Genomic DNA, 26,892 nt, shown 5'->3' with positions numbered 1-26,892 from the left:
GGCAATGTGAAGAAATCAAATTTCTTCGTACAGTGGCAAAGTCAAGAATTCTGCGAAATCTTCTGAAGTCGACATCTGTTCAAAAATCTGTGCTGCACGATCATATGTTGCACCACCTCCAACTGACTCTTTAACTTTAGCCAATTCTTCAGGGATCATGGCGCGTACCATTTCAGCAGTGATCTTGCGGCCGTCTTCCAAATTACCTTTGCTTGAGCGTATCCATTGCCATACTTGCGAACGGCTGATCTCGGCGGTGGCAGCATCTTCCATCAGATTATGGATTGGGACGCAACCGTTACCCGCCAACCATGCACCCAGGTAATGGATACCGACATTGATGTTATAACGCAGACCGGCTTCGGTGATCGGCATTTCTGGTTGAAAGCTCAATAAATCTTTAGCTGTTACGCTGACATCTGGACGCTGTTTAGAAATTTGATTTGGTGCGTCACCCAATACTTTTGTGAATTCGCTCATTGCCAGCTCAACCAAGCCAGGATGTGCCACCCAACCACCATCGTAACCATCCGTCGCATCACGCGCTTTGTCATTTCGCACGCCAGCCATAGCGATCTCGTTTTTCTCAGGATCGTTCTTGATAGGTATCAATGCTGCCATGCCACCCATTGCAGGGGCATTACGTTGATGACAGGTCTTCAACAACAACAGGGCATAAGAACGCATGAATGGCGCGGTCATAGTGACTTTAGCCCGATCGGCTAAACAGAAATCTTTATCGTTCTTGAATTTTTTGATGCAAGAAAAGATGTAATCCCAACGACCGGCATTTAAGCCTGAACTATGTTCGCGCAATTCGTACAGAATCTCATCCATTTCGAAGGCCGCGAGTATAGTCTCAATCAACACGGTCGCCTTGATGGTGCCTTGCGCTAAGCCGATATCGTTTTGCGCCATGACAAAAATATCGTTCCACAAGCGCGCTTCCAGATGCGATTCCATCTTAGGCAAATAGAAATACGGACCTGCACCACGTGCCAGTTGCTCTTTCGCGTTATGGAATAAGAACAAGGCAAAATCAAAGATTCCGCCAGAAATACGCTTACCATCTACCAGCACATGTTTTTCATCCAGATGCCAGCCGCGTGGGCGCACTACCAGAGTCGCGATCTTATCGTTGAGCTTATAGCTCTTGCCATTTTGTTCCATGCTGATGGTACGGCGTACCGCATCGCGCATATTGATCTGACCGGTGATCTGGTTATCCCAGTTTGGCGTATTCGAATCTTCAAAATCAGTCATGTAGCTATCAGCACCCGAGTTAAAGGCATTGATAACCATCTTGCGTTCTACTGGACCGGTTATTTCTACGCGGCGGCATTCCAGTGCTTTTGGAATAGGCGCAATTTTCCAGTCACCGTCACGGATGTGCTTAGTCTCAGGTAAAAAGTCTGGTAGTTCGCCTGCATCCAAACGCTCAGTGCGTGCCACACGTGCTGCCAGCAATTCCTGACGGCGCGGTTCAAATGCACGGCTCAGTTTAGCAACCAGTGCCAGCGCCTCGGGTGTTAATATTTGTTCAAAGCCAGCCTTAATTTCACCAGTAATTTGCATGCCAGCAGGTAGTGTCAGTTGAGTCATCGTGCTCTCCATCAGATTAAAAAACAATAAAATTGAACGTAAAATTTGAAATTAAAATAGAAATTTTTATGTATACGAACTTAAACACCATTAAGTTTCTCTACAAAGGGAATAACATCTACCAATGTGCGCCCTTCACCATGGGGAACAACACCTAACTCCTCTAATGGAGCGGCAGTACGATTCACCCAAAATGTGGTGTAGCCAAACCATGTGGCACAACAGGCATCCCAACAATTACTAGAAACAAACAATATGTTTTTCGCAGGCATGGCAAACACATCCGGACCTAATTGATACGCCTCCGGCGATGTTTTAAATTTGCTCACGGCATCGACCGACAATAAGTGATGAAACACGTCTTGCATATCAGCCGCATCAACCGATGATTGCAACATATGCGGATTACCGTTCGACAAAATCGCTAGTTTTAAACCTCTAGCGCGCAATTGCTGTAAAACAGATAAATTTTCTGGAAAAGCATGTAGTCGCGCATATTGCCCCATCAAAGCATTCTGCCCCTCCAAATCCAAGATCAAGCCCAAGCGACGACATGAGAATATCAAGGCATCCTGAGTAATTTCCCAAAAAGGCTTATACATACTGCACATACTGCGCAAATGTGTATATTCAATCTGTTTATCACGCCACATTTCAGCTAGGCTAGCGCCACTACCCGGGAAGATTTTCTCACTCAGCTCACGGATTGAATAAACATCGAACAGCGTGCCGTAAGCGTCAAATGCAATTGCTTGAATAGTCATAAGCGAAATATTGAAGTGCAGGCAAAGTATAAAAAACAGTGAAAAAAATCATTTAAACCTGTACGTGTCAGTATATTCATATAATTTAATAGAACTAGCCTAGATTTATCACTTGATCTTTGCGTTTTAGTTAAAGATGAAACGGTTTATTGATTAAAGCATCTATTTTTGTAACAATAGTGCATTCACTTCCAAACAAAAACTTCAACGACGAGCTATGGATCAATTCAAACAAATATCAACATTTGCCGAAGTGGCCACGCGTGGTAGCTTATCTGCGGCAGCTCGTGCCGAAGGAGTCGCGCCAGCCATGATAGGGCGCCGGCTTGATGCATTAGAGGAAAGACTGGGAGTTAAATTACTACAAAGAACAACTAGAAAAATAGCTTTAACGAATGAGGGGGCCGCGTTTCTCGAAGATTGCCAACGCATATTGACAGAATTGGAAGAGGCGGAAACTTCGGTATCAGAACGCAGCGCTCGCGCCAGTGGGCAACTAACTATCTCCGCACCAGCCGGTTTCGGCCGCCAGCACATTGCGCCACTAGTTCCTTCTTTTTTAAGCGAACACAGAGAGGTTAAACTAACACTAAGTCTCAACGACAGAGTGGTCGACTTAATCGGCGAAGGAATTGACGTGGCGATACGCATTGCATCTCTGACTGACTCCAACCTTATCGGAGTCAAATTAGCAGATAACAAACGCGTTGTAGTGGCCTCACCCGGCTATCTAAAGCGACATGGCACACCAGCGAGTTTAGATGAATTAAGTAACCACAATTGCCTGGCATTTAGCGGTGACGGCAGTCAACGCGGTTGGACTTTCCGGCAAAATGGAAAAAATATGGTGATCAAAGTTGATGGCAATATGGTATGCAATGACGGCGAGGTTTTACACGATTGGGCGCTCTCAGGGAAAGGGCTAGCGTGGCGGTCAATGTGGGAGGTTGGCAGCGAAATAGAGGCAGGTAAATTAGTTACCGTATTAGATGAGTTTAACGCACCTGGAAACGATATTTACGCCATCTTTGCCCAGCGCCGCCACCTCCCATTGCGAATACGCGCATTTGTGGATTTTTTAAGGCACGCTTATAGTGATCCTCATTACTGGCAGAAAAAAACGTAGACATAGATGTGCTCGTCACTTGTTTCTATGCTCGTACGCTCAGCCTGAACAAATAAAACTGGAGGTAAAATTAAAACTCTTCCCAGTCATCCTCTTTCGGTTTAGCGACAGCTCGCTTAACTTGAGTCCCGGTACCATTTTCTATTGATTTGATATTGCTTTTTACGCCAGCAGCCTTACCTTGAGGTGCTGGCTTGCTAAGCGGCTTCATCGTCGATGATTTTGAGTCAGAAACATCTACTTTAAAAATACTTACCGCCATGTTCAAGTTATTCGCCTGCTCCTCCATGCTACCGGCCGCCGCCGCCGCTTGCTCCACCAAAGCAGCATTTTGTTGAGTCGCCTCATCCATTTTGGTAATAGCTATATTTACCTGCGATATGCCATCGCTCTGTTCCGCGCTGGCGGCCGTGATTTCGGCCATGATGTCGGCAACTCCTTTAATAGAAATGACAATTTCATCCATGGTTTTACCAGCATCATCAACCAAGCGGGTACCGACATCCACTTTATTGACGGAATCGTCAATCAGGGCCTTGATTTCCTTAGCCGCACTGGCGGAGCGTTGCGCCAAATTACGTACTTCACTAGCAACAACAGCAAAGCCGCGCCCCTGCTCGCCGGCACGCGCAGCCTCCACAGCGGCATTCAATGCAAGAATATTGGTTTGAAATGCAATACCATCAATTACACCAATAATATCGACAATTTTTTTCGAACTATCTTTGATCGATGACATGGTGTGAACTACGTCACCTACAACTTGTCCGCCTTTTTTAGCAACCTCAGATGCAGTCTGGGCCAGAGCATTCCCTTGTCTTGCATTATCGGCATTTTGTTGCACTGTCGACGTTAACTCTTCCATTGACGATGCAGTTTCCTCTAAACTTGCAGCTTGTTGCTCGGTTCTTCCAGATAAATCCATATTCCCTGTGGCGATCTCTGCCGAAGAAAGTGCAATTGACGCGCTACCCTGGCGCACCACAGTGACAGTTTGCACTAAGCTTTGTCGCATATTTTCCAAGCCAGACAACAACTGCCCCATTTCATCAGTAGATGTCGCAGAAATTTTATTTGACAAATCGCCCTTACCGATTTCATCAAACTGCGTCAACATTTCCTTTAAAGGATTTGAAATTGCTCGCAATAAGAAAAAGGCCGAAACAAACACCGCCACCAGCCCCCCTAAAACCCCGATGATATCAACCCAAATAAACAATCTAAAAGCTGCTTGACTATCTTCTAATTTTTTTTCGGCTGTATGGAATTGGTATTCGCTGAGCTGCACAACCTGATCGGAGTAAGCAGAATACATCGGAGGAACAAGCTCCATATTCAACCTATCGGCCTCGCCCACATTAACAGCCTTGACTGCAGCAAGCATAGGTAAAAAGGCCTCTTTTAAATATTTATCTTTTACGGAAGCAACCGCATCGGAGAGTTTTTTCTCTTCAGCATCCTGTGGCAACGCCAAATACTTTTTCCAATGCTCTTCCGATTTCGCTAAAAACCCTTCGACCCGTTTAATGGTATCCGCAGCACCCGGATCTTCTGGATGTGCAATGACCCTATCAATCGCGGTACGGGCTCTTAACTGTAAAATTCTGGAATCACCCAAATTTTCAACACCAGGCAACTGATTTGTAAAAATCTCATTAATGACGGCATTACTATTACTAACACCGTAAATACCCATCGCGCCACCGATGGTCAACATAATGCCCATAAAAAGCATAGTTCCAATTAGCCGCAATTTAATTGTTACATTAAACATAGAATTTCTCTCGTTTTTAGGGTTTGATAAGCATACAAGAAAATTAAATTTAGATATTGATATATGGCAACTAAACAGGAGATTACGCTATCAGTATATGTTTTATTTATAGAAATAAGAATTTTTTGACAAAAAAAATCCCCGACATGTCGGGGATTTTCAATTTGAGCAACTTTAACAAGTTACATCTTTGGGATCGATTAGATACCTTGGATGTTAGAAGCTTGTTTGCCTTTAGGGCCTGTTGTCACGTCGAAAGAAACGCGTTGGTTTTCTTTCAAAGATTTGAAACCTGCGGATACGATCGCGGAGAAATGAGCGAACAGATCTTCGCCGCCTTCATCTGGAGTAATGAAACCAAAACCTTTAGAATCATTGAACCATTTAACAATACCTGTTGCCATTACAATTTCCTATTATTCAGTTAATGTGGGCATTTGCCCGATAGATCGTTTCAACCAAGTAAGGAATGACAGACTGATACTGCACTACTACCTAGAATCTCAACGATGTTCTGATTATACTCATAAATTCACAATAAAGTAAATTTAAATGAAAACAATCTCATTTTACTGCTTATTATTACTTTCTTAGCTTTCTTGTTTGCTGATTTCGACACAAAACTGCTGTGGTAAGAGTCAAACCTTGCCAAACCAGATTTGACCCTCACAAATTTTCAAAATTTAGCGCCCAATACGCCAGCGCTGTACACGCACAATTGCTCCCAACATTGTCAGCCCTACGAGCATTAGCAGCCATTCCGATGGTTCTGGCACAGCACTGACGCTCAGCATCGCATTATCAAATACTGTCGGTGTCACTTTACCGAATTGACCGGAGGTAGCAGCCGGCATCAACTCAAATGTTAATAGACTTCCACTTACAGGATCCGGATTACCAAGCAGGCTCACCTGATCGGCACCATATAAAGATAGCCCGAAGCTAGTCCCAAAAGAACCCGGGGTAGTTAAAAATGCGCCACTAAAACGCAGATTAAAGCTCAAGACTTGCCCGAAGTTCACAGCTTGAAACAAGTCGTTATATGCGCCTTGATTAGAAAATACTGTATTGCCTGTCAAATCCCCAAAGACAGAGCCGGACAATACAGGACTCTGTCCAGATGACAACTGACCCGAAAAATGCGTCAAATCAGCGATCGCCGCAGTGGCGCCGTCTTGCCCTGGATTAAACTGCAGATCTAGCCATCCACTACCAACCAGTTTACTAGTATCGAGCACTACATGATATTGACTGTCTGCACTTGCATTAGCGATCAAACCCATTGTGGCCAGCACGCAGATCACATGGCGAATTTGCTTTATGTTGAAGAAAGATTTCATGATTTTTCCTTTAATTAGAAGTTGCCAGAGAAAACGCTGATTTGATAATTGATCCCGACTTTATTTGGATTGCGGAAAATCAAAGGAAGGCTAAAAGACTGTCCCGGAGCGAGACTGCTAATCGCTGAACTAAGGTACGGTGAGCCATTGTGCTCGCCGCTAGCATTGAGCAAAGTGATGCCGGTGGTCAAACCGCTCAACTCGATTTGCAAAGGCCCCTTCAAAACAGCGCTACCGATATTAGTAATCGTCAAAGTACCGTTAAAGGTCTGCGTGCTGCGATTAAAGCTCAGGCCAGAACTAAGGCTCTTGATCTGCGAACTCACATCGCTAGATTGCGGTTGTAGATTCAAGGCTATCACCACAGGATCGTGATCAGATGAACGGAAAGGAGTCGCTGCGTACAAGTCTTGCACTTTGAACTCAGTGTTGTAATCAATCAGTAAAGGCTCGTCAGCATTGATATGCCACTCAGTAACCCCAACCACTTTCTCGCTGAGAGATTTGCTGCTCAAAGCATGATCGATATAGCCAGACTCACCGTCAAAGACATAGGAATACGGGGCGTTATGTGGTCGTATGAAGCGCTCTATTTCACTCACCAGACCTGCACTTTGCAAGCTTAAGATAGGATCTTCGGCCCCGTAGGAATTGAGATCACCGATCACCAGCACGTCCTTATCGTTCGCCGCTGCCTGCACCTGCGGAATAAAGCTATTGGCCAATCGTTCTGCCTGTTGTATCCGCAATGCGTTCCAACAGCCCTGTCCGTCCGCCTGATCCTGGTTCAAACTTCCATCGTTCGGGCAACTACCTTTCGATTTCATATGATTAACGATGACAGAAAAACGTTTGCCGTTAGCCAGCGCAAAAGTTTGCGCCAATGGTGGCCGATTGTTAATTGCATCGGCATCGGTTAAGGCGGCACCAATCAGCTTCAGTTTTTCGGTTTTGTAAATCATAGCGACCCGAATTGCATCATCCCCCGTACTGGCTGTCACTGGCACATAGGTATAGGCAGAACTACCGATAGCGGCATTCAAACCACTCACAAGATGCGAGAGCGCAATATTGCCGTTATTTTGCATTTCCATCAGACCAAATACATCGGCATCAATCGCCTTCATGGCAGCAACGATTTTTGCACGCTGACGATTGAATTCGTTCAGATTATCAGCACCACGGCAATTGCTAGCAGAAATACTAGTACCGAGTTTGCAGCCCTGGCCGGTCTGGCCATCAACAGTCGCTCCATTGGTAAAGGTACTGAAGAAATTCAAGACATTAAAACTGGCCACCTTAACATTGCCGCTCAAGCTTTCCGGCGCATCACTACGCGCATTGTCGCGTGAGAAAACTGGCACACCAACCGGTTGCAGCTTGTAGCCTGTTGGGCCCGGATTACCCGAAGTGATTAGGCCGAAATCAACTACGCCCACCAGGTCTGATACCGTATCGCCAGCACGTACTGTATTTTCAGCGCCTAGATAGGGTGCGGGATTAGGATTCTGTGCAGATGAAGCATCATCGAGCACGATCAAATTAGCCAGATTTGCTGCGGTCGCAGCTTGTGCCTCGGGCGAGCGTGCCGGGTAACGATTGGTGGGCTTTTCCAGACGTGTGCCAGATAGGCTTAATTGTCCATAACGACCCAAAAAGTAGTTTTGCGACACCACCAGAGGTCGCACAAAGCGCACCAACATGCCCTCGTAACGCTCCCATTCATCGACACTCGCCAATGGCAAGCTGATATTGGTCGGAGTAACGCTATTGCCGTTACTGAGCGTGATGATGGCACTAGGCGCAATCAATTGCGTAATCGTGCGGTTTGAGTCACCAGCAACGAACTCCTGCACCTTCGCCGTAACGCGTAACTTATCGCCGACGGCAACTGCTGGCGCAGTACTAGTAAATACAAAAATACCGTCCGAAGTAGTCGGATCACCATCACCTTGCGGATCTTGCATATAAAAACCATTCGCCATACGCAGCGTTACCACACCTTCAGTGGTTTGCGCGCTTCCGACATAAGGACTGGTAGCGGCACTTCCTTGAATTTGCGGGATGCTGTGCGTAATTCCAATAGCGCCTTGTACCGTCACATTCACGGAGCACGAAGCGGTTTGTCCCTGATCATTGGCAAAATTGATCACGACAGGATAACTACCAACGGCCAGAGTACTGGCAACGTTTAATTGAGCGCTGGCAATGCCGCCCACACTACTAGCTGGCACGATACTAACAAGGCTAAAAGCCGCAGCGCTTCCATTGGCCAAAGTAATGGCATTGACTTGTCCGTCAACATCACTGGCGCTTAGACTTACGCTGCCGCCGTTATTTGCAGCAAGCATCAGGCTGGCTGGGCAATTGGTCGCGATCGCAGGATTCGAACTAGCGCTACATGCATGCAAAGAACTGGTACTATTGCGCGGCGCTGCTGCAAGTGCAGCGAAATCCGTTGCGTTTTGATTGTCATCAGTACAGCCGTCGCCAGCACGGAGTAGCGCGTTGATGTTCGAGCTTAATGGTGCAGGAGCACTTCCTTCGAACGCCGAGGCGGTCGGCCCAAAGCCAACCAGATCAAGAACAGCGGTCGAGCTAGCGCTAGTAATTGCAGTGGCCATATTGACCAGTGCCACTTTACCGGTGGTGCCGGACATCGCTATGGTGCCGACCTTGTCTGGCGTCGGCAAGTTGGTACTGCCTGCGGTGCCAGCAGCCTCCTGCACAAGTAAGTATTGTCCAGGTTGCAAGGTCAGATTTGGCAATGTCGTCACTTGCCATGAAGTGCCGGTAGCAGAAGCATATTGCACACTCCAGCCATTCATACTGACCGCATTGGCACTACGATTAAACAACTCAATAAAATCATTTTTATATACGGCTCCAGAATTACCGCCGCCGCCGTAGACTTGGCTAATCACCACATCGGAAGCGGCCGATGCCGCAGATGCCGCAGATGCAGTAAACGTCAAACTAATGAATAAGGCCGCCAGCACACGAAGTCGATGGTGCTTGTGCTGAGTTGGAAATTGCATAGCGCAATCGATTGCGCGCACTCTCGTATTTATATTGAACAATATGTTTTGTGACATTTGATTTCCTAATTACGCAATTGTTGAAGCTAGGGGTGGTGTTGAACGCATTAGTGCGCGTTCAACCCGTCTATAGAACAAACTGGTGTTAGTGGCAAAGCCACCATAGAGTTACAACAAGTCTTACTTAGCTGCTGGAGATTCAGGGATGCAGATTTTTTCACTAGAGAGTTCAATGACAAAAGAACTCATTGCCATCGCGCTCCTACTCATAACATGTTTTTTGCTTAATTATTATCGAAACAATTTATTACCCCTTCATTACATAGAAAAATTTCGCATAATTACGACACGAAGCTTGCCGACGTGGAACGCAAACTAAGTCGGCACGCAACCAAGCGATGAGGAAATAGTCTTAAAATCTACTCATTAAATTTTTCATTTCCGGTGATTAGGCAATCATTGACACGGATCAATCGCACGCAATTTAGCTAGCCTAGGATGAGATGGTAGACATTTCCCTCTAAGGAGAATCAGGTGATCAAGCTCCATTTCCTCGGTGCCGCAGGCACAGTCACTGGCTCGCGATATTTAATCGAAACCAATGAAATGCGACTCATGGTCGATTGCGGTCTGTTCCAAGGTTACAAACAACTGCGCCTGCGCAATTGGGAGGATCCGCCGTTCGCACCCGGAAGCATTGATGCCATACTGCTTACCCACGCCCATCTTGATCATTCAGGTTACATCCCCTTAATGGTCAAGCGAGGTTACCGTGGGAAAATTTACTGCACGCAAGCTACATATGAATTGTGCAAGCTAATGCTACGAGACTCGGCGCGACTACAGGAGGAGGAAGCTGGCTATCTGAATCGCCATCATCTGTCAAAACATCCGCAGGCTATGCCTCTGTATGATCTGGATGACGCCAATCTCGCACTTAAGCAATTTGTCGTGATCGCACCGCAAGACACACTAGATCTGGGCGGAAATGTCAGTGCAAAGTGGCTGCCGAATGGGCACATTTTAGGCTCTTGCAGCATTGCCTGCCACGTTGAAGGCAAGCATTTTTTATTTTCTGGCGATATTGGCAGGCCGCATGACATTATCATGCAGAATCCAGGGATTCCCGCGCAGCCCGATTACCTGATCGTCGAATCAACGTATGGCAATCGCTTGCATGAAAAAATCCAGCCCGCAGAACAATTAAAAGAGATCATCAACGCCACCGTACATCGCGGCGGCTCGGTATTGATACCGTCGTTTGCCGTGGGACGAGCACAAACTCTCTTGTATCTGCTGTATCAACTACGTAAGAGCGGACAAATTTCTGATTTCCCTATTTATCTCGACAGCCCTATGTCAGAAAGCGCCACCAGTATTTATCAGAACTTTGCCGAGGGTTTGAAGTTGCGGCAAGACGAAGTCGATGCCATGATCGCCATGACAAAATGCATAAAAACGCCAGAAGAGTCGAAGCGGCTCAACAATGAACGCTGGCCTAAGGTGATCATCTCTGCCAGTGGCATGGCAACCGGCGGCAGGGTCTTACATCACATGAAAAACATGGCGCCCGATGATAGGAATGCGATCCTCTTCTGTGGTCATCAAGCCGGCGGCACACGTGGTGAAAGTATGGTCAATGGCGCACAATTCGTGCGCATTCATGGACAAGACATACGCGTCAGGGCCAAGGTAGTGAAGATCGACGGTCTATCCGCGCATGCAGATAGCGATGAAATCATCGCATGGCTAAAATACATCAAAAATCCACCACTGCGCACCTTTATCACGCACGGCGAACCTGCCGCTGCAGACGCTTTGCGCATCAAAATAGAAAGAGAGCTGAACTGGACTTGCGAGGTGCCAGAGCACTTAAGCTGCTATCAAATAGAAAATAAAAATATCGTATCTAGCAAGACCGTGCGCCCGCCCATAAAGCGCGGCTGATTGACGTATCTGATGTGATTTTCTATCAATGCTTTTTAACAGCTAGCCCGCTGCGCATATTCCATGCGGGTTTGCGGGTAGGCATGCCGGACAGCCGCATGGGATATGCGTAAGCCGGGTGGCTGGCTGGAAACCCGCATGGAATATGCGCAGCAGCCAATTTGGCTTCTTAAAACAACAACATAATAAAAATGCCCGCAGTGCAAATGCGGGCATCACGTCTAAGCTAACAATCTTGAGTTGATCAACTCAAATTAAATCAAATCGAAAACTGCCATCGATTCAACATGGGAAGTATGCGGGAACATATTCACCACTCCCGCCTTGGTCATGCGATAGCCGCCAAGATTCACCAGCATGCCAGCATCTCTGGCCAGCGTTCCAGGGCTGCACGAAACGTACACGATACGCTTAGGTTTCAAGTGCGGCGCAAACTTACCGAGATCGATCAATGCCTGGCACAGTGCCATAGCGCCATCGCGCGGAGGATCGACCAGGTAGCGATCGAATTTCCCTAGTGCGACCAGATCTTCGGCGGTCACTTCAAATAAATTGCGGGTACTGAATGATGTCTTGTCCTGCAAACCATTGGCGATAGCGTTTTCAAGCGCGCGCTCAGTTAAACTGGTACTACCCTCTATCCCAACTACCTCTTTGGCAAGAGTGGCGATGGGCAAGGTAAAGTTGCCGAGGCCACAAAACAAATCAGCGATGCGCTCGTCTTTTTGCACATCCAGTAAGCGCAGCGCTCTATCCACCAAGACCCGATTGATATGATGATTGACCTGCGTAAAATCGGTAGGTTTAAACGGCATTTTGACGCCAAATTCTGGCAACAAATAATGCAAATCACTGGTCTCTGGATAAAATGGTTCCGCAGTTTCCGGGCCCTTGGTTTGCAACCACCATTGCACTTTATATTCATCAGCGAAGGCTTTCAGTTTCAGTTCGTCTTCCGCACTTAAGGCAGCCATGATGCGCAACACCAAGGCAGTCACTCCTTCACCGATTGCCAATTCGATTTGCGGCACTTCTTCCAGAATTGAAAGCGAGGCAATCAAGGCGCGCAAAGGCAGCAACATCGCAGAAACATGCGGAGGTAAGATTTCGCAGCGCTCCATATTCGCTACAAAACGGGATTTTTTCTCATGAAAACCCACCAGCACCGTACCTTTTTTGACGACATTGCGCACTGACAGACGAGCCCGATAACGGTAACCCCAGGTCGGCCCATAAATTGGCCGCATCATCATATCCGGCTTCACCTTGCCGATGTGTCCAAGATTATCTTCCAGCACACGCTGCTTCATGGCGACCTGGGCATTGGCGTCCAGATGCTGCATAGAACAACCGCCGCACACCCCAAAATACTCACATTTCGGCGTCACTCTTTGGGATGACTCTTTAAACAAGGTCCCCATATTCGCGGCTTCCCAGCTGGCTTTTTTCTTGAAAGTGTTAAAACTCACCACTTCGCCGGGCAATGCGCCCTCAACAAAAATCACCTTACCCGGCGTACCGTCCTCATTCTCAAGATGACCGACGCCACGCGCATCCATATCGAAGGAGCGGATATTAATTTTATTCATGATGTATGCAGAATGAGCGCTAACTCATGCCCGAAGATGGATTTATTTCAAAGGCGAGATTATAAGAGAAACGAGGAACTGAATCGCGCTTTTTCTTTCAGCTTCGTAAATCGCAAGCTAGAAATCTAGACGCTGCTTGGAACGGTGGTGCTGATTAGAGTAGCGAGTCGCGGTCAACGCCACGTGAGGCAAACGTGCGTTTTAATTTAATCAGGGCCTCTTGCTGAATTTGACGTACCCGCTCTCGGGTAATACCCATTTCATCGGCCAAAGTTTCCAGCGTAGCGGGATCATCATTATCTAAGCCAAAACGACGCATAATCACGATGCGTTGCTTATCGGGTAACTTTGATAACCAATCACGGACTAAGATGGTCATCTCGTGGTGCTCAGCCAAAAGGTCAGGCGTATCGTCGCTATTGCCCGGTAGCATATCCATGAGGCTGGACTGCGGATCATTATCGAGCGGGGTATCAAGCGAAGTCGCATGCTCTGACAGCGCCAATATGTCTTGCACCTCGTCGATAGGTCGCCCCACCAGGTGGGCAATGTCTTCGATAGCCGCATCGCGACCATCCCGTCGTTGCGATTCCAGATGATATTTGGCACGTAAAATCTGGTTCAATTCACGCACCATGTGCACCGGCAAGCGTATGGTACGAGCCTGATTCATGATGGCTCGCTCTATACTCTGGCGTATCCACCAGGTTGCATAGGTAGAGAAACGAAAACCACGCTCGGGCTCAAATTTTTCTATCGCATGCATCAAGCCCAGATTGCCTTCTTCTATCATATCGAGCAAAGCGACGCCGCGATTTATATAATGTTTGGCAATGGAGACGACCAGACGCAAATTATGTTCGATCATTTTTTGCCGCGCCTCAAAATCGCCTTGCTTGGCCAAGGTTGCATAATGCAACTCTTCGGCCATGCCAAATAAAGGACGAGTTCCTATTTGATTGAGGTAGTGCTGAGTCGTATCGGTGGATAACTCGGCCGCCAACACTGTTTTAATCTCATCAATTGGGGCGACACTTTGAGCAATCGGATTATCGTTCTCATCATCAGGCGCATCCTCATCCGCATCCTCAGAAAAATCAGACAGTTCAGCATGCTCATCAATCTGGATCTCTGAACCAGCCTCAGACAATAGCTCAGAAATAACATCTTGACCATCGTCTGAATCGGCTGCTTGCAACTGACAATTGACTGAAGATTTGGGCATTTTTTAAGCTAACTATGATGATAAATTTTATCGAAGCTCACCCGGTGCAATTGAACTATCTACCAGGTAAAAATTTTGCTGGATCAACGGGTTTTCCCTGTTGACGAATTTCAAAATGCAATTTAACTGCATCGCTATCAGAATTACCCATTTCTGCAATTTTCTGACCACGGCTAATCACTTGCCCCTCTTTCACCAAATTCGTTTTATTGTGCGCATAAGCGGATAAAAGAGTACTGGAATGCTTAATAATGACGAGATTACCATAACCGCGGATTCCGCTACCCTCATACATCACTTTTCCAGCGGCTGCCGCAAGTACATCCTGCCCTAACTTACCGCCGATATCCAGACCTTTATTCTTAACATCGTCAAAATTAGCGATGACTTTACCGTCAACAGGCCACATCCAATCTACCGCATCTGATTCTGCAGAAACTGCTGCCGCCACTTTTTCGGTTGGTTTCTCAACTGGCTTTACGGCAGGCACCTCTGGTTTGGCCAGCACCACTGCAGCTCCCCCCATGCTGGAAGAAGAGTCAGGCTTTTGCATCTCCGCCAAAGCTGCCTCTGAATAGGCCTTTTTATCGCCTCTAGGAGTAAGCTTATTGTTAGCTGCGCTGACCGAACCACCTGAAGCAGTCAAGCTCCTGATCTCGCTGCCACTGCCCGAAGTAATACTAGATGTCTGCACCGCGCCATTGGATACAGCATCTGGCGGCGCGACCCGCAATACTTGATCAACTTTAATATCGTTGGGATTTTTTAAACTATTCCAAGCGACGATGTCACTATAACTTTGTCCGTGATCGAGTGCTATGCGAAATAAAGTATCACCCTTTTTTACAACATAATTGAGTTTGGCATCGAACGGGGCTTTAACCGGCACCGCGATGGTGGTGGTTTTATTTGCATCTACACTGCTACGATCAGCTCTATCGACAACTGGAGCATTATTCGGGGTGGTAGTACAAGCGGAGATGCCGATGAGGACGGCACTAGTCAAAACAATCTGTGCTACTACGCTAAATTTCTTCTTATTCATTAACAAATTCCATTTGATCGACTGTTTCATATTACACCCTGTCGCAGAGGGACAAAATGACACTGCTCTAAGATGGAGCTTTTCCATTCCAATTGCGCGACTCGCTCAATTAATTGCAGTACCTGATGTCCCGCACCCACCGGAGCGATCAGCCGACCTCCAATTGTGAGTTGCTCCAATAATGCCTGCGGCACCTCCAAACCGGCCGCAGCCAATATGATACCGTCAAACGGTGCTACCTGAGGCAATCCCAGCATGCCATCACCATAATGCAGGCGGATATTCGGAATACGCATGGGCCGCAAATTATTTTTTGCCAGTTCGTGCAAGGCTTTAATACGCTCTATCGAATACACCTCTTTTGCTACCAGAGAAAGGACCGCCGCCTGGTACCCGCAACCAGTACCAATTTCAAGCACACTTCTTAGCTCACCTCCGTTACGCATAATTTCTATCATGCGCGCCACGATGTAAGGTTTAGAAATCGTTTGATGATGGCCGATGGGTAAAGAGGCATCAATATAGGCCTGGCCAGACAAGCCAGATTCTATAAATAAGTGGCGAGGAATTGCTTCTAGCGCGCCCAATACAACATTATCGGCCACTCCTTGCTGCGCGACTTTGGCCACCATTGCCTTACGTATATTCGCAGACACCAAGGGCTTAGAAGTGTGATCCGGGGTGCTTGGATTTGGACCCGGTATTGCCCTAGCTGTTTGAACACCACTCCGCACTGAAAGAGGATGTCCACCAGATTTAGGCAACGCGTGCTTTACCGCATTGCGCATGGCGGTCTGAGGCATCTCGGTTTTAATTGCTGGCTGATGTCTATCGTCACTGCGTTTTCCTTGCCCCACTACCGCTGATAGCAATAAGGGAAAACGTTTGTCTTTTTCCGTCATGCCAAATCCGCCTGGAGTTGTTGCATCTGCGCTGCATTGGTCAGGTCGACCTGCAGGGGTGTCACCGACACATAATCACGCGCAGTCACATAAAAATCAGTCCCCTCACCTGCATCTTTGACCGCACCTGGCGGCCCTATCCAATAGATATCCCGCCCCTGCGGGTCGAGTGCTTTGATGACGGGTTCTGAAGTATGGCGCTTCCCGAGGCGAGCACTCCTGATTCCCTTGATGTCTTGATAGGCTAAATTGGGGATATTCACGTTCAGCAAATAAGGCAGAGGTAGAGATGGGAAACCACGCATTATCATTTCTCGTGCGATCCGCGCGGCAGCATCCAGATTGCCCCACCCCTTGTCCAATTGCGAAAAAGCGATGGCGGGAACGCCAAACAAATAGCCTTCGGTTGCCGCTGCCACGGTACCAGAATATAGCGTGTCATCGCCCATATTCTGGCCCTGATTTATTCCAGAGACGATCAGATCTGGTCGCGCATCCATAATCGAAGTCAAGGCTATATGGACACAGTCGGTAGGTGTGCCGTTGACGACATAAAAACCATTGGCGGCGCGATGTACCGAAAGTGGTCGATCCAGAGTAAGTGCATTCGAAGTGCCGGAGCGATTGCCGTCGGGTGCGACCACCACAATCTCGGCGATCGTAGCTAAGGCTTCCGCCAAAGCAATGATGCCAGGTGCGAGGTAACCATCATCGTTACTAATCAGAATTTTCATGTCAAGCATTCTACCTGATGCATGAATATAAATTTCTACACAGGTCATTATTTTGCGGCATAATCACAAAATCAAACGATCGTACTATTTTAATTTGGGAATCTAAATATGAAAGCTGTACTGTGTAAAGCTTGGGGCCTTCCCGACACCTTGGTCATAGAAGAACTGCCTGATGTTATACCAGGACCGGGGCAGATCGCGATCGATGTCAAAGCGGCCGGAGTTAACTTTCCTGACGTATTGATCATACAAAATAAATATCAATTTAAACCAGAACTACCATTCACACCCGGCAGTGAGCTTTCTGGCGTAGTGCGTGCCGTCGGTGCGGGCGTCAGCAACGCCAAAACTGGAGACCGTGTGATCGCATTTGTTGGTCACGGCGCATTTGCACAGCAAGTAGTGGTGCCGGCGCAAGCGATTATGCCCATGCCCGCAGAGATGGACTTCGACACCGCCGCCGCAATCACCCTCACCTACGGGACCTCGCATCATGCGGTGCTGGACAGGGCGCAATTAAAAGCAGGTGAAACGATGCTGGTGCTGGGGGCAGCTGGTGGAGTTGGCTTGGCGGCGATAGAAATCGGCAAGGCAATCGGTGCCCGCGTCATTGCGGCAGCATCGACCGTTGAGAAACTCGCCATCTGCAAAGCCCATGGTGCCGATGTCTGCATCAATTACAGCAGCGAAGACTTGCGGGAAGCCATCAAACTGGCGACCGATGGCAAAGGTCCCGATGTGATTTATGACCCAGTTGGCGGGATCTATACCGAACCTGCTTTTCGCTCGATAGGATGGCGCGGACGCTATCTGGTGGTAGGCTTCGCCAACGGTGAAATTCCTAAACTACCTTTAAATTTAACTCTGTTAAAAGGTGCATCCTTAATGGGTGTCTTTTGGGGTGAGTTTGTAAAACGCGAACCGCTCAAAAATCTCGCGGCGATGCGTGAACTGCTTGGATGGTTAAAACAAGGGAAAATCAAACCGCATATTTCGGGCAAATATGCACTCGCCGATACGGCGCAGGCCTTAAATAATTTAGCTGCCAGAAAAGTGACAGGCAAAGTAATTATTCAACCGGAGTTATAACTAGCAAGTAGTGCTTAGTAGCGTTGAATAGGATTTAGTCGTGCTTACACCACTTCAGCAGGTAAGCACGGCACGTTCAAGCTGGTTTGACAGCATCCCCCAGCCAATAACGATCGATGTCTTTCAAATCCCATTTTTTTGCGTCTTCACGCGCGACAATTCTGTCTTGCAAACCAGGGCCAGCCAGATCGAGTAACTCAGGTGTGATGTAAGCTAAAGACTTACTCGAAAAAAACACACGAATTTTCGGCAGCATCAGAGACTTCCCTATCTGCTGTTCAACCACCACACCCAAGCGCCCCGATTGCAGACGTACCAGAGTGCCGACCGGATAGATGCCGATACTCATCACAAAAGCCTGAAACACTTTTTCATCAAAGTGTCCCTTACTCCATTCTGACATTTTGCTCAAAGACTCAGCCGGACACCATCCCGCTTTATATGGCCGATTGGAGGTAATCGCATCGTACACATCACAGACCGCACCCATCTTTGCATACAAGCTAATCTGATCTCCCGCCAGACCTTCTGGATAGCCGCTACCATCCATTTTTTCATGATGATGCAAACACACATCGAGGGATATTGCACTCACGCCTTCAGCTGCGAGCAGCATTTTATGACCCGCCGCCGGATGTTCTTTGACTGAGACAAATTCTGCATCCGTCAACTTGCCTGGTTTATTTAAAATGCTCGAGTCAACCGCCATCTTGCCAATATCGTGTAGCAAACCCGCCAAGCCGGCTTCGCGTGTTTGTTCGTCATCGAGGCCAAGTTGGCGCGACAAGGCAATCATCAAAGCACACACCGCGACCGAATGCATGTAGGTATAGTCATCGGCAGTCTTTAAACGCGCCAGACCTATCAATGCGCCAGGATTACGCATCACCGACGAGGCGATATCCTCCACCAGCGACATCGCCTTTTCCGCATTGATGGCATTCCCCATTCTGGCTTCATTGAACATGGAAAATACCGCTTTTTTAGAGTTATCAACGATACTGGCGGCGCGCCCCAACTCATCATCCATAGACACCACAACGATATCTTTGTAGGCGACGGCAACGTCAGCAATCGGTTCTGGCTCCGACTCTAGCTCTGCTATGGCAGCTTCAGCGATAGGCGCAGCAGGTACTTCAACCACCACCTCTGCCAACACATCGACACCCTTAGCAGTATCGATTACAACTTCAGTAATTGAGGTTTTTAATATCTTATCTAATGCGCCCTGGGTATCGAGCAGAAACGATTTTTGCCAAAAAGGCGAAGCCATCCAAGAACCGCACAGTTCCTGGATAAACATACCGAGTCTCAACTGCTTAACCTTGATTTTTTTCAACATAATATGGCGTGCTCACAATTAAAACGCTGGCGACATGCGGTCAAGATTATCTTTTAAATATCTTCACGCAATTTGAGCTGCGACATCATTTATTCTACAGCAGAGGTGCGAGGCGAAGCTTAATTAAGCGGATTAAAAGGTGCACTAATTAACCATTTGCAACAAATACCAAACCTGATCTAGTAAAAAAATAACATCTGCCCTGCGCGCATATTCCATGCGGGTTTCAAGCCATGCTTGCTGGAGAGGCGCACCAACAGTGCGTCTTCAGCCTATCACCAAAAAAAATATCAGGCTAATTGCTTACCTATTTGGCGTGAGCAGGTGCATAGGCGCAAAAAAATCTTGCATAGCTTGATTGGCAATGAAGCTTAAATTGTAAGGGTGTTCTGAACAGATACTGGCGAAGGACGCACTGGCGGGAATATGCTTGATCTGCTCAGCAATTTTCCCCCACAGCACCAGAAGTATTTTCTTTTCGTCGCTGGCTTTTTGTACTTGATCTAAAGCCGTAAAAACCGCTTGCAACAATGCGCGCCAGGCCAATGCATCTTTGGCCGGCGCAACTTCAGGCCGAAAGACCAAACTGGCATTGAGCAATAAAAAACCTTGCCTTCCTAAATTATCTTGCAGCTCTTTGAGATCTTGTATCAGATCGGAACCAGGCAAGCGCGCTGTGGCAGCGACTGCGGCCATCGCGGCTGAGGTGGTATCTGTAACCTTGAGACGTGCATCGGCGACCAATAACATTTTGATGAAATTTCTCAGCGAGGTGGCACGATTGACCTTCTTGGAGAGACCAGCTTGCGCATCGTTAGACCATAGTTCACGCACGGCACCATCCATAAAACAAACGCCAGTGGCGCTTTCGGCTCGTGGGTAAGGTCCCTCGCCGACCAACACATAATTGACACTAGTGATAGGCAAAGAAAAGGCGGCAAACATGCGCCCGGAGTCCGGCAAAAAAGCGCCCTCTTGCAAGCTAGTTAGATAATCGGGCTTCTCTGCTTGCATCGCGCTTAAACCCTGATTTAAGGCCGGCAGCCAAGATGGATGCGCCAGTTTTAAGGCATTCTGGATCAGCTGAGGAAATTGCTCAGCTAAATTAACCGTGGTTGCACGTTTCATTTAATTTTTACAAAATTTACCCGCAAGCCGCTTAGCGCGAATTTTCTGGCGGTGGCAATGGTGCTGGTGGCGCTGGTAAACTGGCGGTTGGCAATTCCTGATTTGGATTAACCGGAGGCGGATTGGTGGCCATGCCCGAACTCGGCGGGCTAGGGTTAAATGATATACCAGCATTCACGACAGCCTGCGGCAAATCAATTTTTTTGCTAACCCCCGCTTCAGAAACCAAGATAAAAGCGGGATGGACCTCGATCAACTTGACCCCGGGAGCTAATTCTTTCCCTATTGCCAGGGCTTGCTCAGGCCGCCCATCGGTACTAATAATCGCCGCACTGTCTTGCGTCTGAGGGGCAACTACGACGCCCTTTAATTGATAGTTACTTGCCGCCATCTGCGCGCTAGGGCTGCGTCCGAATACAGAGCCCCACTGTCCCAGTAGCTGTTCAAAATTAGAGTTATTTTGTGGTGCAGCAACCGCTCTGGCCTTAGGCTTAAACATCTGTATGCCCCAGTAACTTATGGACATGCATAGGGCAACGAATACAAAAAAACTCACAATCAAAGGCAGACGCTTCATCTCATTCCTTAAACCACAGGCTGATTCGCACTTAGCGAACCAACTGATTAATTTCAATAATCGGCATTAATACTGCCAACACGATCAGCAAAACCACCACCCCCATTGCCAGAATCAGGGCTGGCTCTAACAGGCCAGCAATGGTGAGGGCGCGCCGCTCCAGATCTTGTTCTTGCGCGTTCGAGGCGCGCTCTAACATCGCAGGCAATTCACCGGTCACCTCACCAGCACGTATCATATGAATCAGCATAGGTGGAAAGTGTTTATGCGCCGACAAAGCACGCGCCAGACCAACGCCTTCGCGCACACTCGCAGTAGCCTCCTCAACTTGGGCACGCATCGCTACGTTCGACAAGGTTTCTTTACTGGTTTGCAGTGCCTGCAAGATAGGCACGCCTGAACCGGTGGTAATCGCTAAGGTACTGGCAAAACGCGAGGTGTTTAAACTACGTTCAAATTTCCCGTACAAAGGTGCGGTGAGTAACCAGGTATGCCAACTCATTTTAATTTGCGGGTTTTTCAAAGCGCTACGCCATGCCATAAACGCCGCAACTCCGATCAAGGCCATCAACCACCCCCAGGCTCTGACGAAATCGGACAGCCACAGCATGATCACGGTCAACATAGGGAGCTTCTGTTTGGTATTAGCAAAAACCGAAACGATTTGCGGCACCACATAAGTCAGCAAAAAAATCACAATCGCAAAAGCCACGATAGTGACGATGGCCGGATAGGTAAACGCCAGTTTGACCTTCTGCACCAGCGCATTGCGCCTTTCTATGTAGTCGGCTAAGCGCGACAAAACCCGCGCCAGATGCCCGATCTGCTCGCCCGAAGCGACCAATGCGCAATAAATATCGGCAAAATCATTCGGATGTTGTTTAAGAGCGGCCGACATGGCAGCGCCGGCCATGACTTCAGAACGGATAGATGCGATCAGATCGCGAATATACACGCGCTCTGATTGATCCAGCAACGCCGACAGGGATTGCTCTAGCGGCAAACCGGCTTCTAAAAGACTGGCTAACTGGCGTGTAAACAGAGCCAATTCGACCGTCGATAAGTGCTCGCCAAACAGGCTGCGGCGCTTCTTACCTTGGGCATCCATTTGGTTTGCGATCAACTCAACCATCACCGGCACATGCCCCTGAGCGCGCAGATCTGCACGCGCGGCACGTGCGCTGTCGGCGGTCAGTACACCTTTTTTGCTTGCGCCATTGCTATCTACGGCTTCATATCTAAATGCTGGCACTGGTTCGGCTCTTTTCTACTTGCATTAGTCTGATTATTCTTTTGTCACGCGCAAGATTTCTTCTTGCGTCGTCACTCCGGCGGCCAGCCAGCGCTCACCATCTTCACGCATGGTACGCATACCATCACGCTGCGCCGCCAAACGGATCTCGGACTCGGGCGCTTGATGATGGATCTGCGAGCGTATCGCCTCGGTAGTCTGCAGTAACTCATACACACCAACCCGGCCCTGGTAGCCAGTCTGACCGCAATGCTCACAGCCTTCGGCATGCCAGCGCTGGCCATCAAAACGTTTGCAGTGGCCACAAAGTTTTCTGACCAGCCGCTGCGCCACCACACCAAGCAAAGAGGAAGACAATAAAAACGGTTCAATTCCCATATCCAGCAAACGCGTCACCGCTGCGGCAGAGTCATTGGTATGCAAGGTTGCCAACACCAAATGACCGGTCAGGGATGCTTGCACCGCAATTTGGGCGGTTTCCAGATCGCGAATTTCACCTATCATGATGACATCCGGATCTTGTCGTAAGATCGCACGCAAGGCCTTGGCAAACGTCATGTCTATTTTGGCGTTGACCTGGGTCTGCCCTACCCCAGCCAACTCGTACTCGATAGGGTCTTCCACCGTTAAGATATTTGTCGTGCCGGCATTCACGCGCGACAAGGCGGCGTATAAAGTGGTGGTTTTCCCAGAACCGGTCGGGCCAGTGACCAGGACGATACCATGTGGCTGAGCAATCAATTTATCAAATTGTTGCAAGACGTTTTCACTCATTCCTAAATTACTTAAATCGAGCTTACCCGCTTCTTTATCAAGCAAACGCAACACTGCGCGCTCGCCATGCCCAGTCGGCAGAGTCGAAACCCGCACATCGACAGGTTTGCCACCGATACGCAAGGTAATGCGTCCATCTTGCGGCAAGCGTTTTTCAGCAATATCGAGTTGTGCCATAATTTTGATACGCGAAATCAATGAAGCATGAATCGCCTTCTTGGGCCTGACTACATCGCGCAAAGCACCATCGACCCGAAAACGCACCACCGAAATTTGCTCGAAGGGTTCGATATGAATATCCGAAGCGCCTTCACGCAAAGACTGCGTCAGCAACGCATTAATCATACGTATCACGGGCGCATCGTCGGCCGACTCAAGCAAGTCTTCTATCGCAGGCATATCTTGCATCAGCTTGGCGAGATCGAGATCTGACTCGACTTCGCCAACTACATCGGCGGCGTCTCCACCAGAACCAGCATAGGCTTTAGCGATCAACTCCAGCAAATCGGCATGCGGGATGACTTTTAATCTAAGCCGTCCAAAACGACGCCCAGCTTCAGCGATTGCGCTAGGACTGGTCTGCTTGGAAACCGTCAATTCAATTTGAATCGCATCGGCACTTCCATCTCGACTGGCAAGGACAGAGTAATCACGCGCAAAAGCGTAGGGTAATAAGCGATTTTCTAACATACGGCTTACTTCTCACCTGTGCTGTCGGGCACTTGCGTTTTAGCTTGATTTATCTGATTTACTGACATTGGATTGACCAATTTGCCTTTTTCTATATTCAGATTGAAATCAGACTGACCGCTTTCCAGACTACGTATGTATTCCGCTTTCAGATAGTCATATCGATCCAGGGATACCTTATTGGCTTGCTCGGCAGTTCGTATCACCGTTGGGCGAATAAATACCATCAGGTTCTTTTTCTTGCCGCCTTTGGTTTGATACTTAAATAAATTCCCAAGGAAAGGAATATCCCCAAGCAAAGGAATTTTTTCCGTACCGCTGGTAGTCTTATTATCGATCAAACCACCCAGCGCAATAATGTCGCCATCATCTACCAGGACATTGGTCGAAATCGACCTTTGATTGGTGGTTGGTCCATTTTTATCACCACCACTACCTGGCACCACATCTGACACTTCCTGATAAATTGCCAGCTTCACGGTTCCGCCTTGCGAGATCTGGGGTTTAATCGTCAGTTTAATACCTACGTCTTTACGCTCTACTGTGGTAAATGGATTAGCACTTGGCGTCGCAGTTCCTTGCTGGGCGTAGGAACCAGTGATAAACGGAACGTTTTCACCGACTACGATTTTTGCTTCTTCATTATCCAAAGTAAGCAAGGTTGGTATGGATAAAACATTGTTATTTTTATCGCTGGCGATCGCATGTGCCAGCGCGCCTAAACCTAACTGACTGCCAATTTGTCTAAATATACCTACACTTAATCCATTCGTCGGCAAAACTGATCCAGCTTTTGCGGCATTGCCTGCCGCCAAATTGAATATATTATCGCCAGAAGTACTGAAGGAGGTGGCCCCTGCAACTCGATAATTACTATTTTTATCCCCGGTTGCAGCCAGCCATTGCACCCCAAAATCCAGAGTATTTTCTGGAGAAACTTCGACAATCAAAGCCTCAACATAGACTTGCGCGCGACGCGCATCGAGTTGTTCAATCACACCTCGCAAATTGCGGTACACCGCTTCACTCGCGGTAATGATCAAGGTATTAGTCGCAGCATCAGCCTGTATGAAGCCGCCACCTGAGGCCGACGATTGTGAGCCGCCGGACGAACTCGGCAAACTACTGGCTGATCCTGCATTGGAGGCACCGTCCTTAGACTGACCTGAATTTATTGAGCTCGTAGTACTGGCCGCAGAAAGTCCAGAATTTGAAGAGCTATTGGTCGGCAAAGCGCTATCTGAGCTAAGAATAGAGCGCAAAGTTTGCGCCAACTTTACCGCCTCGGCATTTTTTAGATACACCACATGCACATTGCCTGGCATTGTCGTAGGTTGATCAAGTTTATCGATCAGTGCTTTTACCAAATTCGCGCGTGCCGCGGAGGGAGCTTTCAGTAACACAGAGTTGGTGCGTGGGTCTGCTAGCAATACGGTACGACCAGAATCCCCACCAGCCTGACTCCCTTCCGTCAATCTTAAGACCAAGGTTGCAATATCACTGGCAATCGCATGCTTAATCAGTATCACATCCATATCATTATTCGCAGGGACATCCAGGCCGGCAATAATTTTGCCCAGTCGCTTCAGATTATCCGCGTAGTCGGTAATTACGATAGAGTTATTACCGGGATTTGCGTTAATAGTGTTATTCGGCGAAATCAGGGGGCGCAACACGGTGACGATGTTATTGACCGACTCATAATTTAATCTAAAAATTTGAGTCGCAATTTGATCGCCCTTGACCGTACTCACTTGGGTTGGTCCAGCCTGCAACTTGGCGTCAGCCTCAGGCACTACCTTGGTGTAGCCATCGGCGGTAACCACCGCATAGCCTTGTAAACGCAGTGTAGATGTCAGTAATTTAAATGCTTGCTCTTTAGTCAGCGGCTTTTCAGAAACCAAATTAATCTGGCCTTTGACACGCGGATCAATGATGAAGGTGTTGCCTGTATAGTGGCCTATCGCCTTCACCACAGACTCAATATCGGCACCGACAAAACTTAAAGCAGCAGCGTTTTGCGCGGGATCCTGGGCATAAGCTGGCGGCATCGTAGAAGCAATACAACTGGCACTCAATACAGCGATACCTGGTAATTTACGCCAGCTTAGGGCGTGTCGCACTGCTACGTTCATGGCTGTCATGGTTGCTACTACCTTCAATGGATTTTTTCTCATTTGAACTCTAACGCTATCACATCTTTATCGCCGTCTTTACGACGCTGCCCAAGCAAACCTAGTAGATTCGCCAACTTTTCCTCTTGTCCAGTTTCAGCCTGCGCCTTGCCTGAAAACTGAAACCGACCGGCATTCAAACTGCCATTCCCACTTAATAACATGGGACCTTTAAGCGATGTAAGTACAACATCTGCAATTTGTCCGTGCCAATCAAATGCCAGTCTATAACTCCCTAAAGGTTTAATCGAAGATAAGCGCGATCCCATATCGCTCAACTCCAATTGCATTTTTCCTATGACATCGAGTTTAGTCTCATAACGCGTAAAGTCTAAGCCACTCCAGTTTAAATGCACTTGCCCGGTCGGCCCTATGGTATTGAGCGGCGCGCCTAAACCTTCCAATCGTTCCGGCGGCAGAGATAAACTCGCTGCAGCTACATGCCATTGACTCAAATTACCATTCAACTTCACCGTTTCCGATAGCACCGCGCTGTTCTCAAGCGCAACATCCAACTGTCCCAGCAACAGCATGGGCGATATATGCCAGGAAAAACGACCGGGAAATAAAGGCGTCACTGGCCCACTAATCCCCGATGCACCGCCGACAAAGGCAGAACCACTCCAAAAACTGCCACGCACATCGCCTAAACTCAGTCGCCCCGCAGTTTGCTTTTCTAATATCAAGGCCAACCAACTCGCCGGTAAAAACACAAGTATGGTCGCAATTACACTAGCAATTGCGGTAAGCACCCACAATAATCCTACTCTTTTCGACATA

At 48.0% G+C, this 26,892-nt stretch carries 21 protein-coding genes; 3 read left to right on the top strand and 18 right to left on the bottom strand.

The features are described 5' to 3' along the window. Window positions 1-15: 15 nt before the first annotated feature. Together aceB and ACO0K8_RS12275 are read right to left on the bottom strand one after the other, a co-directional pair. Window positions 16-1,602, bottom strand: a complete 1,587-nt coding sequence (gene aceB, locus ACO0K8_RS12280) for a malate synthase A (RefSeq protein ID WP_422946934.1) — start codon at window positions 1,600-1,602, stop codon at window positions 16-18. An 80-nt stretch (window positions 1,603-1,682) separates the two neighbouring features. Beyond that, on the bottom strand, window positions 1,683-2,366 hold the full coding sequence (locus tag ACO0K8_RS12275; protein WP_422946933.1) for a haloacid dehalogenase type II: 684 nt from the start codon (window positions 2,364-2,366) through the stop codon (window positions 1,683-1,685). A 217-nt stretch (window positions 2,367-2,583) separates the two neighbouring features. On the opposite strand from ACO0K8_RS12275, the gene ACO0K8_RS12270 reads away from it, so the two are divergent. After that, complete coding sequence (locus ACO0K8_RS12270) at window positions 2,584-3,492, top strand: LysR substrate-binding domain-containing protein (RefSeq protein WP_422946932.1); 909 nt, start codon at window positions 2,584-2,586, stop codon at window positions 3,490-3,492. Between the two features lie 70 nt (window positions 3,493-3,562). Here ACO0K8_RS12270 and ACO0K8_RS12265 read toward each other — a convergent pair whose 3' ends face one another. From ACO0K8_RS12265 to ACO0K8_RS12250, 4 genes are all read right to left on the bottom strand, one after another. Further along, window positions 3,563-5,266, bottom strand: a complete 1,704-nt coding sequence (locus tag ACO0K8_RS12265) for a methyl-accepting chemotaxis protein (RefSeq protein WP_422946931.1) — start codon at window positions 5,264-5,266, stop codon at window positions 3,563-3,565. A 200-nt stretch (window positions 5,267-5,466) separates the two neighbouring features. Then, a complete protein-coding gene (locus ACO0K8_RS12260) occupies window positions 5,467-5,670 on the bottom strand; it encodes a cold-shock protein (protein ID WP_126128948.1) in 204 nt (67 codons plus the stop codon). 279 nt (window positions 5,671-5,949) lie between these two features. Continuing rightward, window positions 5,950-6,606 carry an NF038129 family PEP-CTERM protein gene (locus ACO0K8_RS12255; protein WP_422946930.1) on the bottom strand — a complete coding sequence of 219 codons (657 nt, stop codon included), beginning with the start codon at window positions 6,604-6,606 and terminating at the stop codon, window positions 5,950-5,952. 14 nt (window positions 6,607-6,620) lie between these two features. Beyond that, window positions 6,621-9,644: an ExeM/NucH family extracellular endonuclease gene (locus ACO0K8_RS12250; RefSeq protein WP_422946929.1), complete on the bottom strand. Its 3,024-nt coding sequence runs from the start codon at window positions 9,642-9,644 to the stop codon at window positions 6,621-6,623. Between the two features lie 537 nt (window positions 9,645-10,181). Between ACO0K8_RS12250 and ACO0K8_RS12245 the strand changes: the two genes are divergently transcribed. After that, window positions 10,182-11,591 (top strand): MBL fold metallo-hydrolase RNA specificity domain-containing protein, encoded by a 1,410-nt coding sequence (locus ACO0K8_RS12245; protein WP_422946975.1) that lies wholly within the window; start codon window positions 10,182-10,184, stop codon window positions 11,589-11,591. A gap of 254 nt (window positions 11,592-11,845) precedes the next feature. Here ACO0K8_RS12245 and rlmD read toward each other — a convergent pair whose 3' ends face one another. The 5 genes from rlmD to surE form a co-directional block, all read right to left on the bottom strand. Continuing rightward, window positions 11,846-13,180, bottom strand: coding sequence for a 23S rRNA (uracil(1939)-C(5))-methyltransferase RlmD (rlmD, locus tag ACO0K8_RS12240; protein ID WP_422946928.1), 1,335 nt, complete (start codon window positions 13,178-13,180; stop codon window positions 11,846-11,848). 154 nt (window positions 13,181-13,334) lie between these two features. Then, window positions 13,335-14,405: an RNA polymerase sigma factor RpoS gene (gene rpoS / locus ACO0K8_RS12235; protein ID WP_422946927.1), complete on the bottom strand. Its 1,071-nt coding sequence runs from the start codon at window positions 14,403-14,405 to the stop codon at window positions 13,335-13,337. A gap of 55 nt (window positions 14,406-14,460) precedes the next feature. After that, complete coding sequence (locus ACO0K8_RS12230) at window positions 14,461-15,450, bottom strand: peptidoglycan DD-metalloendopeptidase family protein (protein WP_422946926.1); 990 nt, start codon at window positions 15,448-15,450, stop codon at window positions 14,461-14,463. A 26-nt stretch (window positions 15,451-15,476) separates the two neighbouring features. Next, on the bottom strand, window positions 15,477-16,352 hold the full coding sequence (locus ACO0K8_RS12225) for a protein-L-isoaspartate(D-aspartate) O-methyltransferase (protein WP_422946925.1): 876 nt from the start codon (window positions 16,350-16,352) through the stop codon (window positions 15,477-15,479). Then, the gene (gene surE / locus ACO0K8_RS12220; RefSeq protein WP_422946924.1) at window positions 16,349-17,086 is read right to left on the bottom strand and encodes a 5'/3'-nucleotidase SurE; all 738 of its coding nucleotides are present in this window, start codon (window positions 17,084-17,086) and stop codon (window positions 16,349-16,351) included. The genes ACO0K8_RS12225 and surE overlap by 4 nt, the downstream gene beginning before the upstream one ends. 108 nt (window positions 17,087-17,194) lie before the next feature. On the opposite strand from surE, the gene ACO0K8_RS12215 reads away from it, so the two are divergent. Continuing rightward, window positions 17,195-18,175, top strand: coding sequence for an NADPH:quinone oxidoreductase family protein (locus ACO0K8_RS12215; protein ID WP_422946923.1), 981 nt, complete (start codon window positions 17,195-17,197; stop codon window positions 18,173-18,175). 76 nt (window positions 18,176-18,251) lie between these two features. On the opposite strand, the gene ACO0K8_RS12210 is transcribed toward ACO0K8_RS12215, so the two are convergent. The 7 genes from ACO0K8_RS12210 to ACO0K8_RS12180 form a co-directional block, all read right to left on the bottom strand. After that, window positions 18,252-19,517, bottom strand: a complete 1,266-nt coding sequence (locus ACO0K8_RS12210) for an HD-GYP domain-containing protein (RefSeq protein ID WP_422946922.1) — start codon at window positions 19,515-19,517, stop codon at window positions 18,252-18,254. Window positions 19,518-19,820: 303 nt separating this feature from the next. Then, window positions 19,821-20,645, bottom strand: coding sequence for a uracil-DNA glycosylase (locus ACO0K8_RS12205; RefSeq protein WP_422946921.1), 825 nt, complete (start codon window positions 20,643-20,645; stop codon window positions 19,821-19,823). Window positions 20,646-20,676: 31 nt separating this feature from the next. Further along, window positions 20,677-21,222, bottom strand: coding sequence for a type II secretion system protein N (locus tag ACO0K8_RS12200; protein WP_422946920.1), 546 nt, complete (start codon window positions 21,220-21,222; stop codon window positions 20,677-20,679). A 31-nt stretch (window positions 21,223-21,253) separates the two neighbouring features. Continuing rightward, window positions 21,254-22,474 (bottom strand): type II secretion system inner membrane protein GspF, encoded by a 1,221-nt coding sequence (gene gspF / locus ACO0K8_RS12195; RefSeq protein ID WP_422946919.1) that lies wholly within the window; start codon window positions 22,472-22,474, stop codon window positions 21,254-21,256. Between the two features lie 33 nt (window positions 22,475-22,507). Then, window positions 22,508-23,938, bottom strand: coding sequence for a type II secretion system ATPase GspE (gspE, locus tag ACO0K8_RS12190; protein WP_422946918.1), 1,431 nt, complete (start codon window positions 23,936-23,938; stop codon window positions 22,508-22,510). A gap of 5 nt (window positions 23,939-23,943) precedes the next feature. After that, complete coding sequence (gene gspD, locus ACO0K8_RS12185) at window positions 23,944-26,115, bottom strand: type II secretion system secretin GspD (RefSeq protein ID WP_422946917.1); 2,172 nt, start codon at window positions 26,113-26,115, stop codon at window positions 23,944-23,946. Then, the gene (locus ACO0K8_RS12180; RefSeq protein ID WP_422946916.1) at window positions 26,112-26,891 is read right to left on the bottom strand and encodes a type II secretion system protein N; all 780 of its coding nucleotides are present in this window, start codon (window positions 26,889-26,891) and stop codon (window positions 26,112-26,114) included. The genes gspD and ACO0K8_RS12180 overlap by 4 nt, the downstream gene beginning before the upstream one ends. Window position 26,892: the final 1 nt, after the last annotated feature.

The sequence above is a fragment of the Undibacterium sp. Ren11W genome, assembly GCF_049340485.1.
Classification (GTDB): Bacteria; Pseudomonadota; Gammaproteobacteria; order Burkholderiales; family Burkholderiaceae_D; genus Undibacterium.
This window is presented reverse-complemented; position numbering and strand designations above follow the sequence as displayed.

Bases quoted from the DNA above. Each gene is read 5' to 3' on its own strand.
- aceB (WP_422946934.1), bottom strand. From the start codon at position 1,602: ATGACTCAACTGACACTACCTGCTGGCATGCAAATTACTGGTGAAATT.
- ACO0K8_RS12275 (WP_422946933.1), bottom strand. From the start codon at position 2,366: ATGACTATTCAAGCAATTGCATTTGACGCTTACGGCACGCTGTTCGAT.
- ACO0K8_RS12270 (WP_422946932.1), top strand. From the start codon at position 2,584: ATGGATCAATTCAAACAAATATCAACATTTGCCGAAGTGGCCACGCGT.
- ACO0K8_RS12265 (WP_422946931.1), bottom strand. From the start codon at position 5,266: ATGTTTAATGTAACAATTAAATTGCGGCTAATTGGAACTATGCTTTTT.
- ACO0K8_RS12260 (WP_126128948.1), bottom strand. From the start codon at position 5,670: ATGGCAACAGGTATTGTTAAATGGTTCAATGATTCTAAAGGTTTTGGT.
- ACO0K8_RS12255 (WP_422946930.1), bottom strand. From the start codon at position 6,606: ATGAAATCTTTCTTCAACATAAAGCAAATTCGCCATGTGATCTGCGTG.
- ACO0K8_RS12250 (WP_422946929.1), bottom strand. From the start codon at position 9,644: ATGCAATTTCCAACTCAGCACAAGCACCATCGACTTCGTGTGCTGGCG.
- rlmD (WP_422946928.1), bottom strand. From the start codon at position 13,180: ATGAATAAAATTAATATCCGCTCCTTCGATATGGATGCGCGTGGCGTC.
- rpoS (WP_422946927.1), bottom strand. From the start codon at position 14,405: ATGCCCAAATCTTCAGTCAATTGTCAGTTGCAAGCAGCCGATTCAGAC.
- ACO0K8_RS12230 (WP_422946926.1), bottom strand. From the start codon at position 15,450: ATGAATAAGAAGAAATTTAGCGTAGTAGCACAGATTGTTTTGACTAGT.
- ACO0K8_RS12225 (WP_422946925.1), bottom strand. From the start codon at position 16,352: ATGACGGAAAAAGACAAACGTTTTCCCTTATTGCTATCAGCGGTAGTG.
- surE (WP_422946924.1), bottom strand. From the start codon at position 17,086: ATGAAAATTCTGATTAGTAACGATGATGGTTACCTCGCACCTGGCATC.
- ACO0K8_RS12215 (WP_422946923.1), top strand. From the start codon at position 17,195: ATGAAAGCTGTACTGTGTAAAGCTTGGGGCCTTCCCGACACCTTGGTC.
- ACO0K8_RS12210 (WP_422946922.1), bottom strand. From the start codon at position 19,517: ATGTTGAAAAAAATCAAGGTTAAGCAGTTGAGACTCGGTATGTTTATC.
- ACO0K8_RS12205 (WP_422946921.1), bottom strand. From the start codon at position 20,645: ATGAAACGTGCAACCACGGTTAATTTAGCTGAGCAATTTCCTCAGCTG.
- ACO0K8_RS12200 (WP_422946920.1), bottom strand. From the start codon at position 21,222: ATGAAGCGTCTGCCTTTGATTGTGAGTTTTTTTGTATTCGTTGCCCTA.
- gspE (WP_422946918.1), bottom strand. From the start codon at position 23,938: ATGTTAGAAAATCGCTTATTACCCTACGCTTTTGCGCGTGATTACTCT.
- gspD (WP_422946917.1), bottom strand. From the start codon at position 26,115: ATGAGAAAAAATCCATTGAAGGTAGTAGCAACCATGACAGCCATGAAC.
- ACO0K8_RS12180 (WP_422946916.1), bottom strand. From the start codon at position 26,891: ATGTCGAAAAGAGTAGGATTATTGTGGGTGCTTACCGCAATTGCTAGT.